Here is a 13,868-nt window from a genome sequence, read left to right as displayed (position 1 = left end):
ATCCGGCCATTGCCAGTTACTTTTAACACCATAAAAGTAGCCCTCCTCCCGGAATGAAATAAGTGGCAGTAATGACAAAAAAGAAGGCGATATTGCCATATCTTTGGACGTAAAAGAACTGCCTTGCGTATTGCTATTCTGGATTATAAAGATGCGGTTCCAACGTGCGTGACAGGCCCTGCTGACATATGGGGTGGCCTCAGCAGGATGTATCCGTTGGCAACCGGTATACCCTTAAAGGAGAACATTGAGATCGATTTTATTGCCGAAGCGGATGGCCAGCTTACCAGGCGTCCACAAGGAAGCAATAAGGCCGAAAAGCTCAATCCCCGTGATCGGTACCGGTTAATTATCATTCCCGCCATGCGCTATGATAAGATCGACGAGGTGATTGCCCGGGAAGGCAGGCTGGTAACATGGCTGAAACAACAACGCCAGAAAGGCGCCGACCTGGCCAGCATCTGCGTGGGTGCTTTCCTGCTTGCCGAAACAGGCTTGCTGAACGGCAAAAAGGCTACCACCAATTGGCTGTTTGCCGGCCGGTTCCAGCAGCGCTATCCGGCTATCGGTGTGCAGGACGATAAGATCATCGTGGACGAAGGACCGGTATGCTCCTGTGGAGGCGCGTTTAGCTTCACCTCCTTCATGATCTACCTGATAGAAAAATTAATAGGGCACGAAGAAGCCGTGATGGCGTCAAAAATACTAATGATCAACACACACGGTGACTCACAGCTGGCTTTCTCCGTATTCCGCTTCCAGCATGATCATGCGGATGATCCGGTTAAGAAAATACAACACTTCATCGAAGCAAACTACGGGGAAGCCATCATCCTGGAAAAACTGGCCAGCGACCATCATATGAGCGTGAGGAACTTCATCCGCCGCTTCAGACAGGCAACCGGCAATACCCCCATGGAATACCTGCAGCGCGTGCGTATTGAAGCCGCGAAAAAGCTGCTGGAAAATACCCGGGAAAGCGTTGAGAGCGTAGCATTGCAATGCGGTTATGAAGATATCAGCTTCTTCCGGAAGGTTTTCCGCCGCCAGGTAGACATGAGCCCGAAAGAATATCACCTTAAATACGGCAAGCTTTCAGAGCGGCAGGTATTAAAAGCGTAAACATGTTACAAAGTTCGCCTAAACGAGCAAAACAGGAAATGTTGCGTTGTATTGAAAGGCGTTACATGGTTTTCTGTGATACATTTTACTTTCTTGAAACCGTTGCTTAACTGATCCGTCAGCGTACCCTCGTTATATTGTTTTATAGGGAGACCACTACATTTTTCCGGACCGTTGGTAGAAAAAGTACCTATAACAGCATAGCCACCGGCATTGATACTTTGACGGGCAATATTTAAATACCGGTCAACCTGTTTTGCTGCCGTCAGGAAATGAAAAGTAGCCCTGTCATGCCACACCTCGTAGGAGGCATCCGGCTGAAAAGTAGTAATATCCTGCACTATCCATTTCACCAGGTCAGCTTTTTCACCGAGGCGCTGTCGCGCCCTCTCCAATGCCCTGGCCGAAATATCCAGTACGGTAATATTGGTGAAACCTGCATCCAGCAGGAAGCCGGCCAGTTTACTGTCGCCGCCGCCGATATCAATAATGCCTGCCGTTTTTGGAATATTACAGGAAAGAATGAAATCGAGGGATGTTTGCGGTACATCTTGTGTCCAGCTTACCTCCGAAGGTTTTTTTGTATGGTAAACATTCTCCCAGTGCGCTTTATTTTCTTCCATTCCCGGTAAATTTAAAATACAAATGTAGGAATTAAGGAACAAGACAAGATATCCATATTTAAACCAGCCCGCGTATACGAAACTCAACCGGTTGGACGTATATTGTTGGATACCTGCAACAGCTATGCAGGAGACAACAAAAAACTGAACCAAATGAAAAGACACTGTGCTTTGATATCCTGCCTGTTGATATTAATTTCCAATCATTCCTTTTCGCAGCACCTGGGAAAAAAGCAACTGCTGGAAGACTTAATGTACTACCGCGATACCCTTCCGGTAAAGCACAAAAATCTCTTTAATAAAATCAGGAAACAGGAATTTGAAAATAAAGTTGCCGGTGTAGCGGGGAAAATTGACACCCTGAATGATGAAACCTTCATGGTGGAACTTTTCAGGTTAAACGTATTGATCGGCGATGAACATACCAGGATTGAGCCGCAGTTCAAAACTGTTTTGCCTGTAAAGTTTACCGTGTTCGACGACGGCATTTTTGTTACTGGTATTGCTCCGCAGCAATCAACTGCGCTTTTATCTAAACTAACAGCGATTAACGGGCATTCCATCGATGAAATCAACAGGAAATTTAAAGAAGTAATTAAGGCGGATAATCAATCCTATTTTGAAGTCTATGAACAACAATTGCTGAATAATCCCTCTTTTCTTAAAGGACTGGGCATTCTAAGCTCGGATGAAAGCGCGGCATTCACGCTGCAAAGCCGCGATGGAGAAGTGTACCAGGTAACACTTCCAGCCGTTCATAAAGACAGCCTGAACATAGCCCTGTCCGCCCAATACGGCGCCATGTTACCTTACAGGAAGCAAAATAAAGACTATTGGTATGAATATGACTCCGCCAGAAAAACAATCTATTTCAATTTCATTCGGTGCAACGATGATGAACAACACCCATTCGCGCAGTTTAATGAGGAACTGTTTTCAAAAATAAACAGCTTACATCCCGGTAAAATTATTGTTGACCTCCGGTTTAACAGCGGAGGAAATTCCGGCGTACTGAGACCTTTTATCGACAGTATTAAACACAGTTATTTAAATAAGAAAGCGCATTTTTATGTACTTATCGGGAAGCAAACTTTTTCTTCTGCCCTGATGAATGCCGTTGAATTTAAAAGATATACCAATGCCATTTTGGTGGGACAAATGACCAGCGGCAACATAAACCACTATGGAGAAGTACGCGGATTCCGGCTTCCGAACACGAAGATCGTGATCGGCTATTCAACCAGGTATTGGGAAAACTGGAAAGGTAAAAATGGAGCATTAATGCCCGATAAAGCAATTACCTACCGTTCCCTGAATTTTATTAATAACAAAGATGAAGCACTGGAGTATATCTATAAACAGTAAATTATAATTATATAAATATTCCCCTGAATTTTATAATACCCCTGCCGGTGGAATAGCTGAACTTTGCATAGCTCAAATACTGTTTATATGCTAAGTAACTATAAGATATTTATTAAGGGAATGGTTTGCGACAGGTGTATCCTTGCGGTGAAAGAGGCGCTGCACGAGCTGTGGATACCGGTAACCGGTATTGCGCTGGGGCAGGTAACCACCATAACGGCATTATCAGAACCGGATATGGATACTCTCCGGGAGAAATTAGCGCTGCTGGGATTCACCCTGCTGGAAGATAAAAAGACGAAGCTGGTAAGAGAGGTGAAGAACCTGATCGACCAGGTGTATTCGGGATCCTATGATTTCCCGGATAACTTCAGGTTTTCAGAGGTAGTATCCAGCGCGCTGAATAAAGATTATAGTATGATCAGCAATATATTTTCAGAAGCAGAAGGCGTTACCCTGGAGAAATATATCAAAGAATACCGTGTAGAGAAAGTAAAGGAATTACTGGTTTATACCGATGAAACCCTTTCAGACATTGCCTTTAAACTGGGTTATAGCAGCGGCGCCCATCTGTCCCGGCAGTTTAAAGATCAAACCGGCCTCAATACCTCTCACTTTAAAGAAATCAGGAAATCAAAGCAGGCCCTGACCCATCACCCTGACAACCGGTCTTAAAATTATATACAATTCCCCCTGAATAGTGTAACGTACGTGCCCCGGCAGCAGCGTAGTTTTGTAGAAAATCAGCAATATATGTCATCAGCTATATTATTACAGGAACCAACCACCAACAGGAAGCACGCTGCCGGTACCACAAAAGAAACCTTTCCCGTGTTGGAAATGACCTGCGCGGCATGCGCCGTTAGCGTGGAGTCTATGTTGAAATCGGTGCCCGGCGTACAGGACGCCGGCGTTAACTTCGCCAATCAAACCGCCTGGGTACAATACGATCATGCCGCCGTTACCCCTGAAATGCTGCAAAGCAGCGTCCGTTCAGTGGGGTACGACCTGGTGATAGACAAAGAAAACCAGGATGAAGTAAAGGAAGAAGCACAGCAGCGTCACTATCGCGAGGTAAAACAACGTACTATCTGGGCATCGGTATTATCGCTTCCCATTGTTATCATCGGGATGTTCTTTATGAATATGCCATACGGCAACTGGATCATGATGGCGCTTGCCACACCAGTGGTGTTCTTCCTGGGCCGCAACTTCTTCATCAATGCCTGGAAGCAGTCCAGGCACAGGAAAGCCAACATGGATACACTGGTGGCGCTGAGTACCGGTATCGCCTGGTTGTTCAGTGCCTTCAATACAATATATCCCGGGTTCTGGCACCAGCGCGGATTACATGCACATGTGTATTTTGAAGCGGCCGCTGTGGTCATTGCATTTATATCACTCGGTAAACTCCTTGAAGAAAAAGCCAAATCCAATACGTCATCTGCCATAAAAAAACTTATCGGTCTGCAACCCAAAACGGTATTGCTGGTAGATGAATCCGGCGAAACCCGCGAAATTCCTGTCTCCGCTGTAAAAGTCCAGGACCTGCTGCTGGTAAAGCCGGGAGAAAAGATCCCGGTAGACGGAAAGCTGGCAGACGGAACTTCCTACGTGGATGAAAGTATGATCACCGGCGAACCGGTGCCGGTGGCTAAACATGCCGGTGATACAGTATTTGCCGGTACCATCAATCAGAAAGGCAGTTTCCGTTTCCGTGCAGAAAAAGTAGGCGCAGATACACTCCTGGCCCAGATTATCAAAATGGTGCAGGAAGCACAGGGCAGTAAAGCGCCTGTTCAGAAGCTGGTAGACAGGATTGCAGGGATCTTTGTACCGGTGGTAATAGGTATTGCTATCCTTACATTCGTTTCCTGGATGGTGTTTGGTGGCAATAATGCTTTCACCCATGCACTGCTTACCTCGGTAACGGTATTGGTGATCGCTTGTCCGTGTGCATTAGGACTGGCAACACCCACCGCCATCATGGTAGGAGTAGGGAAGGGCGCCGAAAATAATATCCTTATTAAAGATGCCGAAAGCCTGGAGCTGGCGCATAAAGTGAATGCCATTATCCTCGACAAAACCGGTACCATTACGGAAGGTAAACCGGTGGTAACTGACCTGGTTTGGTATGCACCTGCTCATACCCACTCCGCAGCCCAATCAGTATTGTATGCACTTGAACAACAGTCGGAACACCCGCTGGCGGAGGGCGTAGTATCTTACCTGAAAGACAACGGCGCAGCATTCGCTAAGTTGTCTGCCTTTGAAAGCCTTACCGGTAAGGGGATACAAGGCACTTTTGAACAAACTGTTTACCTGGTGGGTAACCGCAAACTGATGGAGGAGAACAATGTCACCATCGATCCGCAACAAGCAACACAAGCCGCTGCCTTGCAGGAAGATGCCAAAACAGTGATCTATTTTGCCGCCGGCAAACAACTGCTGGCGGTCATCGCCATCGCCGATAAAATAAAGGAAACCTCCAGGGAAGCGATTGCATCCTTGCAAAAACAAGGCATTGAGGTATATATGCTTACCGGTGATAACACCCACACCGCCGCAGCGGTAGCCAGGAAAGTTGGATTGAAGCACTATAAAGCAGAAGTACTCCCTTCCCATAAAGCTGCATTTGTAAAAGAATTGCAGCAATCCGGGAAAGTGGTGGCGATGGTGGGCGATGGTATCAACGACTCACAGGCACTGGCCCAGGCGGATGTAAGTATAGCCATGGGCAAGGGATCGGATATTGCCATGGACGTGGCCAAAATGACATTGATTACCTCTGATCTCAATAGCATCCCGAAAGCACTGAAGCTGTCGCGGAAAACGGTTAGCACCATTAAACAGAACCTCTTCTGGGCATTCATCTACAACATTATTGGTATTCCCATTGCCGCCGGTGTTTTATTCCCTGTCAACGGATTTTTATTAGATCCTATGATTGCCGGCGCTGCGATGGCCCTCAGCTCAGTAAGTGTGGTCAGCAATAGTTTGCGTTTAAAAGCCGCCCGTCTTTAAAATAAATCATCAGAAAGCATGAACAATGTACAGATCTGGCGCACCGCGGGTATCATCCGGGAAACTGCCTCCACAGTCACCATAAAGTTTGATACCGGCGGCCAGCCTTTTATATATCAACCCGGCCAGTTTATCAATCTAACATTAACGATCAACGGCGCCACTGTTACCAGGTCTTATTCTTTAAGCACAGTCTGTAGCAGGGATAAACAACCAGCCATTACCGTAAAAAGAGTAGCCGGTGGCATCATGAGCAACTATATTGCCGATAAGGCCTCCGCCATTGAGCATTGGACAGTATCCGGTCCCTATGGCTCATTTACACCGGTACCCGGTAGCTATCAGGCAAAGCACGTTGTGCTGCTGGCCGGCGGAAGCGGGATCACACCTTTGTATGCCATTGCCAGGTCAGTGATCGATACCGCTCCGGACACACATGTTACACTCGTCTACGCCAGTCGTACACCGGATGAAATTATATTCAGAGATGACATTGCACAGTGGAAGGAGCACTACCGGGAACGGATCAACGTTTATCACGCGATATCAGTTTATGAAGAAGCAGCTGCCCCGGAATTTATTAGCGGCAGACTGGGCAAACTGGTTACCCGTAAGCTTATTCAACAGGCAGTGACCGATCCCGGTGAGGGGGTTCACTATTTTCTCTGCGGTCCATCAGGCTTGATGAAAATGCAGCAGGAAGTGCTGGAAGCGCTGCAAGTGCCGGCAGATCGTATTTTCATGGAATGGTTTTCCCCGGATAGTAGCAAAGAAGAGGAAGTATTGCCCGGTGCCGCGCAGGAAGTATTGCTCCACTTTTACGAACAGAGCAACCTGCTGGACGTGGCCGCCGGCAAAACGATTCTCGAAGCGGCGCTGGAAGACAGGATACCATTGCCATATTCCTGCAAAGGAGGCACCTGCGGTATTTGTGCGGCGAAACTCACTGCCGGGAAAGTAAAAATGCGCGGTAATTATGCGCTCAGGCAACAGGAGCTGGATGAAGGAATGGTGCTGCTTTGCCAGAGCTTTCCACTTACGGATGATGTGACGGTAGAGATAGGCTAAAGTGGCATAATACTCGCGGGATCTGGCAAAGCTGGAAGGGACAGCCACTGGTCGACCGCCAGCATCCGCATGACCTGTTTTCTGAATTATCCGTCAGTTACAGTTATGCTTTTTCAAAAAAAGTAGACGCCTTTGCTTACTTCGGCTATCCGGGTGAACCGGCATTGGGATCCGTTGCCTTTATGCATCGCCCGTCTGCGTTAGCAAACCCGGATGCGCCTGTCAGTCATCACTGGAACGACGGAACGCATATCACTTTCGGAGTGGCCACCCTCGGTGTGCGCGTAGATAAGTTTAAATTGGAAGGGTCACTCTTTACAGGAAGGGAGCCCGACGAGAACAGGTACAACTTCGATAAAATGCGATTTGATTCCTGGAGTGGCGGGCTTTCCTTTAACCCTTCCCGCAACTGGGCATTCCAGGTGTCACACGGATACGTTAAAAGCCCCGAAGCGCTTCATCCCGGTGAAGATGTTAACCGGACTACCGCTTCCGCCATATTCAGCCTGCCAATGCGCAACGATAACTGGATGAATGTAACAACGCTGTGGGGCCTGAATAAAACGCCCGGTCATGAAGGAGAGAACGCGTTCCTGCTGGAAGGAGCATGGCAGATGAAGAAAGCAGTGGTTTATACCCGCTACGAATGGGTACAGAAATCAGTGGAAGAATTGGATCTTGATCCTGCGAAGTACGGTGATGCCCTGTTTCCGGTTAACGCACTTACCGCAGGGGTAAGTTACGACCTGCTGAATATTGCAAAAACGCGGCTTGCATTGGGTGGGCAGCTGAGTGTTTTCTTTGATGATAAATCCCTGCATGATTTGTATGGCAAAAATCCGCTGGCGCTCCAGGTATATTTAAGGATCTACCCCGGGCTTATGAAAATGTAATTACATTTGACTCACATTGCAGCAATAATAATTTTACTGGAGTGCAGTTAAATGGAAAAGATACCTGTCAGACATATTACTACAGCGGAAAAAGGTACGGATGCTGCTGAAGGCTTCGGCATCCGGGATCTTCAGACTTTACTGGATGGGGAGGACATGGTGCAGGAGTATCACCGGCACGACTTCTTTTATATGCTTGTTTTGGAGAAGGGAAGCGGTAGTCATGATATTGACTTCACCCGCTACGTGATCGGCGACCATACTGTTTTTTTTCTTCGCCCGGGCCAGGTACACCGGTTGGTATTGAAAGCAGGCAGCACAGGGTACATGATGCATTTCAATGACGGATTCTGTTTCTCTCATCACAAAGTATCCAGCCAGTTGTTACGCAGGGCAGGAAATATCAACCACTATCAGCTTAATGCTGCCGGGTTTCAACAATTGCAGGCGATATTAACTGATATCTTCCGGGAATATACCGGCAAACAGGAAAACTACCGGCATGTTATTAAAGCCCACCTGGATGTGTTGTTTATTCAGCTGATAAGACAGTCCGGTAATGATGCTCACCGCAACGCAAACATTTACAGGCAGGAGCAACTGGATGCGTTGTTCAGTCTTTTGGAGACGCATGTTTTAAACTGTAAGGAGGTATCCCAATATGCCGGGATGCTGAATCTTTCCAGCTATCAGCTGAATGCCATCACCAAGGCAACGATAGGTAAAACCTGTTCAGCACTTATTAATGAATATATTATACTGGAAGCCAAAAGACAGCTACTGGCAACATCCGGGCAGGTAAACCAGATAGCAGATCATCTTGGCTACGAAGATGTTTCCTATTTCATCAGGTTTTTCAAAAAACATACAGGCTATTCACCCGAAACGTTCAGACGCGATTACAGATAAATCCTATACTACTACATTTTTGTCCTACTCCTCTGTGTGCCGCTCCCATTACCTTTGCGGAAACCCTCTCATTTTTTAATTATAAATCAACGTATATGAATCAATCCTGGGATGAACAATACAAAAATATGTGGGACGACCGGTATAAAAACAATGAGTACGCCTATGGGAAAGCCCCGAATGATTTTTTCAGCGAATGGCTGCCGCAATTTAAGCCGGGCGCCATACTGATGCCGGCAGACGGAGAAGGTCGCAATGGTGTATTCGCTGCACAGCTTGGATGGAAGGTAACTTCATTTGATCTGAGTGCAGCAGGGAAATCGAAGGCACTGCAACTGGCCGCAGCAAACCATGTTAACCTGGAATATATTGTCGGCGACCTGGAGCAGCTAACGTTTGAAAAGGAATCATTTGATGCTATCGGGCTGGTGTATGCGCACTTCGCCGCCGCTAAAAAATCTATATTTCACCAACAATTAAGCAGCTACCTTAAACCTGGCGGGATCATTATTTTAGAGGCCTTCAGTAAAAAGCATGTAGAGCTGAAGAAGCTCAATCCTGCTGTAGGTGGGCCAACAGATATGGATATGCTGCTTTCCAAAACAGAGATAGCAGCAGACTTTGAGAACTATGATATACTGACACTGGAGGAAGAAGAAATCCTTTTAAGTGAAGGGCAATGTCATATTGGAAAAGGCGCTGTAGTAAGATTTACGGGAAGAAAGCGGGGCCGGTAATTAAATATAAGGCATAACAGTGTTGATAATCAATTTTTTAGTTGCTGGTATAAGCGGTTAACTTCCCTGTAGATTAATTTTAGAAAAAGTTAGCGCCATTTTTATTAGCTTGTATGCTGCCAAAATCGTTTGAAATTATACACTAATCGTTTGATCTCTTCAACAATGAGCACATTAACAGCATTGCCAGTGGAAACCGGGACCCCGGCAGCAATAAACCGTGACAATGAAAAAAAAGGCCGGCTTTACTCATTAGATGCCCTCCGGGGATTTGATATGTTCTGGATTATGGGCGGCGGCTCCATCTTTCATGAAATAGCAAAGGCAACAGGATCTCCTTTCTGGGGCGCCATCGCCGTACAGCTTGAACATCCTGCGTGGAACGGATTTCATTTCTATGATCTGATATTCCCGCTTTTCCTGTTCATGGCCGGTGTTTCCACGCCGTATTCGGTAGGCAGGGAACTGGAAAAAGGTAAAAGCCGCACTCAGCTGCTGTTGCGTGTAATAAAAAGAGGACTGGTACTGGTGTTGCTGGGTGTTATTTATAATAACGGCCTGCAATTGCAGCCGGTATCGCAGATAAGATTTTGCAGCGTTTTAGGTCGTATCGGCCTGGCTTATATGTTTGCCAACATCATTTACCTGTACACAAAGGAACGGGCGCAAATGATCTGGTTCGTAGGTATCCTGGTCGCGTACTGGCTGCTGCTGAAGTTTACAGCGGCGCCCGGATTTTCGCCCGGTGATCTTACCATGGAAGGGAATTTCGCATCGTACGTGGACCGTCTCATTGTTCCTGGTAAATTGTATCTCGGTATCCATGATCCGGAAGGATTTACCTCCACCTTCCCGGCTATCAGCACCGCGATGTTGGGGATTCTCACCGGTAATTTATTACGGAACAGCACGATGGCCCCGGTAAAGAAAGTAGGCGTAATGGCCCTTACAGGACTCGTTTTTTTAGTGCTGGCACAGTTGTGGAACCTTGATTTTCCCATTAATAAAAATCTGTGGACCAGTTCATTTGTGTTGCAGGTAGGCGGTATCAGCCTGTTGTTGCTCGCGCTTTTCTATTATGTTATTGATATTGCAGGGTATAAAAAATGGGCTTTCTTTTTCCGCGTGATTGGAATGAACTCTATTCTCATCTATATTTCGGGCCACTTTATCGACTGGAACTATAGCAATGAGGTGTTTTTTAAATGGCTTGGGCAGTTGGTAGGAGACCCGTTCGGCGCGGTGGCCCTCAGCATCTCCCTGGTATTTCTAAAATGGTTATTCCTGTATTTTATGTATAAACAGAAGGTGTTCCTGAAAGTTTAGTTTAACAACGATATGATAAAAGCATGGTATCATCCGGAAGGAAGATGCCATGCTTTTTTTATGTAATATTTCTTATCTTAGAGCAGATTAGTACTTCGTAGCCCCCGACAATTATTCCTTATCCCTAATAGTTACACATGAAAAAGTTCCTTTCATTATTATTCCTGTTACCTATAGCAGACCTGTACGCCCAGTCGCCGGATACCATCCTGATCGACTACCAGCATTTACCCAAATCAAGGATAAAGCACCGCGTAAAGCATGGAAACCTGGTGGTACTGGAAATCATTAATATCAATAAAAGCCGCTACAACATCCAGGTAAATAATACCAGTACCAATTTCTTCGTGCAACAACCGGCTATCCTCTCAAAACTCGACGGATCAACCGTTGATCTTGGTACCGCAGATGATCCTAAACCCGCAGGTGGCGCCGCATTTTCATTTAACGATGGTGTGTTGAAATTGAAAACCTTGTACCAGGCGGAGTTAACGCCGTTTAAAGCAAGCTATAAAAAGTTAAATGATAAACTGGATAATTACTGGGAGAGCCTGGAGAAATTTAAAAAAGCAGTAGCAGTACTGCAACATAGCCTCTATTATAAAAATGAACTGATAGCCATAAAAGAAGCCTGTGATGGCGCCTACCCGCAGGCGGAGACAAACCTCCTGGCAGCCACCACCGCTTTTGTCAACAATAATAAAATCGGAACGGAAACAGCAGCGGCCTCAAAAGAACTGTTGCTCGCCCAGGTGATTAATATCCTCGATCACTATACGCAGGTGGCTACCACTGAAAAGGCAACGCTGGAGCAATTGGAGAAGGACATTAATGAGGCCGCAAAACCTTTTAAAGAAGATGCTGACAAGCTGATGGCAAAGTTGGTAACCGTAAAGAAGACAGCTAAAGCAGAAGAGTTTGCCAACGATAACCTTATCCTCGATAAGGCCATCAGGGTTACCAATGAAAGAGTGGAAACGAAACAATCCAATGAGGCGGCCGTTAAAAGAGGGATTGAAATCATTGATAATTATAAACTGCTTGATCAGAAGAATTTGATAGTGAATAGCTATAAGGTGATCAACCCCATCAATTATATCATCAGGCAGGCAGCTATTGCAGATAAAGATGAACTGAAATTTGACATCAAAATAGAACCAAAAGATAACACCACTTGTGCAGATCCTGGCTTACAGGCCCCGATTATCGTCAGAACGTATGGCGGGTTTAAACTCGACTTCAGCACCGGCTTCTTTATGAATTTTGGAAGCGACAATTTCTTTGACCAGTCTTACCGGCTGGATAGCATCAGCGGCGATCCGGATAATGTGAAAATAGGGAGAAATGATAACCGCAATAAAGTAGTACCCTCTCTCGGCGCACTGATGCACGCCTACTACAGAACAGGGTGGGACTTTCAGCCAGCGTTGGCTGTAGGGGTGAGCTTGTCCACCGGGTCTACCACAAAGTTCAATTATCACCTGGGCGTTTCTGCGGCCTTAGGCCGTGAACAGCGGTTTATCGCTAGCTTTGGATGGACACTCACCCAGGCAACATTGCTTTCTTCGAAATACCAGGAAGGCCAGATCGTACCAAAAGCAACGATTGGAACAACGGTGGAAACGGAGTCTTTTTACAAATGGGGACATTTCCTGGCGATCACCTATAACCTCACCAGATAATGGCAAAGTATATCGTATGTATGCTGCTATGCGCAGCCGTTATGCTGCTGCCGGGGCAATACCGGGCATACAGCCAGACCGCCCCGGTTTTACAGCCGCTTAGCGATACCATCCCGGAAGATAGTAATTTCCTTTTTTCCTGCGGGTTTGTGAGTAGTCAGCTGGGAGATGATTGTATCCCGGATATGCAGCCATCATTAAGTGCAGATGGTTTTACCCCGGCCATGGTAATTCTCAAGATCCAGCAGTTATTAGGCATGGAAACTGACAACCAGGTGGCGGCAAATTTCATCCTGTATGAATGCGCCTTTCCGGGGCCTGTGTTTAAAGCCGTAATGACCCGTGGCGACAGTACCCGGTATATTTTATACAACCGTCAATACCTCAATAAATTAGTAGCCCAGAATACAGACTGGGTGGCCTTTGCCATCTTTGCGCATGAAGTAGGGCACCATTTTCTGGGGCATTCCCTCCGGAACCAGGCGTTAACATACGCCCTTTCCAGGCAAAGGGAGTTAGAAGCAGATTTTTTCTCCGGGTATATTATTAAGAAGCTGAAGGGAACGTTAAGGAATGCAGAGTCGGGCATTCAGGCGGTGGATAAACATCCGCCCCCTCAACTCGAAGCAGGATGCAGTCACCCTACCAAAGCCAAACGGCTCCTGGCAATAGCAAAAGGCTATAATTTCGTCAATCAGCCGGATGCTTCCCTGAACAGCTTTTTAAACATCGATAGCCTGGTGAAAGCACAAGGAATAGAACAGTTGCTTAACCGGACTAACCAGCTGTATCAGCAGCAGAAATTCCAGGAGGCGCTGGATCAGATCGACAAGTTGTTTGATAGGGTCAGCAGCAACCAGCTACCGATGATGTTTAATAATAGGGGACTGATAAAACTGAAGTTAAACCAACAGATGTCTGCTTTGGAAGATTTCAATGAGGCAATAAAGATTAATAATAACCGCGCTGAATTCTTTGAGAACAGGGGACACCTCAAAACGCAGCTGGGCAATGAGATCAATATTAAAGAGGCACAGAAAGACATCAACAGGGCTAAGCTGCTGAAGCAACAGCAGCGGGTGCAATGATAAAGCGAACCATCCCGTTCAGGGATGGTTT

The 13,868-nt window shown here is 46.4% G+C and carries 12 protein-coding genes; 11 read left to right on the top strand and 1 reads right to left on the bottom strand.

The window, feature by feature from the left end:
• Positions 1–123: 123 nt before the first annotated feature.
• Complete coding sequence (locus QFZ51_RS21740) at positions 124–1,122, top strand: GlxA family transcriptional regulator (RefSeq protein WP_429048819.1); 999 nt, start codon at positions 124–126, stop codon at positions 1,120–1,122.
• 5 nt (positions 1,123–1,127) lie between these two features.
• Here QFZ51_RS21740 and QFZ51_RS21735 read toward each other — a convergent pair whose 3' ends face one another.
• Positions 1,128–1,745, bottom strand: coding sequence for a class I SAM-dependent methyltransferase (locus QFZ51_RS21735; RefSeq protein WP_429048817.1), 618 nt, complete (start codon positions 1,743–1,745; stop codon positions 1,128–1,130).
• 153 nt (positions 1,746–1,898) lie between these two features.
• Between QFZ51_RS21735 and QFZ51_RS21730 the strand changes: the two genes are divergently transcribed.
• The 10 genes from QFZ51_RS21730 to QFZ51_RS21685 all read left to right on the top strand — a co-directional run bounded on the left by QFZ51_RS21730 (position 1,899) and on the right by QFZ51_RS21685 (position 13,837).
• Positions 1,899–3,110: a hypothetical protein gene (locus QFZ51_RS21730; RefSeq protein WP_429048816.1), complete on the top strand. Its 1,212-nt coding sequence runs from the start codon at positions 1,899–1,901 to the stop codon at positions 3,108–3,110.
• A gap of 87 nt (positions 3,111–3,197) precedes the next feature.
• On the top strand, positions 3,198–3,785 hold the full coding sequence (locus tag QFZ51_RS21725; protein WP_429048814.1) for a helix-turn-helix domain-containing protein: 588 nt from the start codon (positions 3,198–3,200) through the stop codon (positions 3,783–3,785).
• 78 nt (positions 3,786–3,863) lie between these two features.
• The gene (locus tag QFZ51_RS21720; RefSeq protein ID WP_429048812.1) at positions 3,864–6,134 is read left to right on the top strand and encodes a heavy metal translocating P-type ATPase; all 2,271 of its coding nucleotides are present in this window, start codon (positions 3,864–3,866) and stop codon (positions 6,132–6,134) included.
• Positions 6,135–6,152: 18 nt separating this feature from the next.
• Positions 6,153–7,202 (top strand): 2Fe-2S iron-sulfur cluster-binding protein, encoded by a 1,050-nt coding sequence (locus tag QFZ51_RS21715; RefSeq protein ID WP_429048811.1) that lies wholly within the window; start codon positions 6,153–6,155, stop codon positions 7,200–7,202.
• A gap of 182 nt (positions 7,203–7,384) precedes the next feature.
• A complete protein-coding gene (locus QFZ51_RS21710) occupies positions 7,385–8,095 on the top strand; it encodes a hypothetical protein (RefSeq protein WP_429048809.1) in 711 nt (236 codons plus the stop codon).
• Between the two features lie 51 nt (positions 8,096–8,146).
• Positions 8,147–9,004 carry a helix-turn-helix domain-containing protein gene (locus QFZ51_RS21705; RefSeq protein ID WP_429048808.1) on the top strand — a complete coding sequence of 286 codons (858 nt, stop codon included), beginning with the start codon at positions 8,147–8,149 and terminating at the stop codon, positions 9,002–9,004.
• 95 nt (positions 9,005–9,099) lie between these two features.
• Entirely contained in the window at positions 9,100–9,741 is a 642-nt protein-coding gene (locus QFZ51_RS21700) for a class I SAM-dependent methyltransferase (protein WP_429048807.1), read from the top strand.
• A 165-nt stretch (positions 9,742–9,906) separates the two neighbouring features.
• Complete coding sequence (locus QFZ51_RS21695; protein WP_429048805.1) at positions 9,907–11,067, top strand: acyltransferase family protein; 1,161 nt, start codon at positions 9,907–9,909, stop codon at positions 11,065–11,067.
• 137 nt (positions 11,068–11,204) lie between these two features.
• The gene (locus QFZ51_RS21690; RefSeq protein WP_429048803.1) at positions 11,205–12,749 is read left to right on the top strand and encodes a hypothetical protein; all 1,545 of its coding nucleotides are present in this window, start codon (positions 11,205–11,207) and stop codon (positions 12,747–12,749) included.
• Entirely contained in the window at positions 12,749–13,837 is a 1,089-nt protein-coding gene (locus tag QFZ51_RS21685) for a hypothetical protein (protein WP_429048801.1), read from the top strand. The genes QFZ51_RS21690 and QFZ51_RS21685 overlap by 1 nt, the downstream gene beginning before the upstream one ends.
• The last annotated feature ends 31 nt before the right edge of the window (positions 13,838–13,868 follow it).

Origin of the sequence: Chitinophaga sp. W3I9, from assembly GCF_050434025.1 — a bacterium.
Lineage (GTDB): Bacteria > Bacteroidota > Bacteroidia > Chitinophagales > Chitinophagaceae > Chitinophaga.
This window is presented reverse-complemented; position numbering and strand designations above follow the sequence as displayed.

Excerpts from the sequence above, each read along its gene's own strand:
- QFZ51_RS21735 (WP_429048817.1), bottom strand. The coding sequence starts at position 1,745 with ATGGAAGAAAATAAAGCGCACTGGGAGAATGTTTACCATACAAAAAAA.
- QFZ51_RS21730 (WP_429048816.1), top strand. The coding sequence starts at position 1,899 with ATGAAAAGACACTGTGCTTTGATATCCTGCCTGTTGATATTAATTTCC.
- QFZ51_RS21725 (WP_429048814.1), top strand. The coding sequence starts at position 3,198 with ATGCTAAGTAACTATAAGATATTTATTAAGGGAATGGTTTGCGACAGG.
- QFZ51_RS21720 (WP_429048812.1), top strand. The coding sequence starts at position 3,864 with ATGTCATCAGCTATATTATTACAGGAACCAACCACCAACAGGAAGCAC.
- QFZ51_RS21715 (WP_429048811.1), top strand. The coding sequence starts at position 6,153 with ATGAACAATGTACAGATCTGGCGCACCGCGGGTATCATCCGGGAAACT.
- QFZ51_RS21710 (WP_429048809.1), top strand. The coding sequence starts at position 7,385 with ATGCATCGCCCGTCTGCGTTAGCAAACCCGGATGCGCCTGTCAGTCAT.
- QFZ51_RS21705 (WP_429048808.1), top strand. The coding sequence starts at position 8,147 with ATGGAAAAGATACCTGTCAGACATATTACTACAGCGGAAAAAGGTACG.
- QFZ51_RS21700 (WP_429048807.1), top strand. The coding sequence starts at position 9,100 with ATGAATCAATCCTGGGATGAACAATACAAAAATATGTGGGACGACCGG.
- QFZ51_RS21695 (WP_429048805.1), top strand. The coding sequence starts at position 9,907 with ATGAGCACATTAACAGCATTGCCAGTGGAAACCGGGACCCCGGCAGCA.
- QFZ51_RS21690 (WP_429048803.1), top strand. The coding sequence starts at position 11,205 with ATGAAAAAGTTCCTTTCATTATTATTCCTGTTACCTATAGCAGACCTG.
- QFZ51_RS21685 (WP_429048801.1), top strand. The coding sequence starts at position 12,749 with ATGGCAAAGTATATCGTATGTATGCTGCTATGCGCAGCCGTTATGCTG.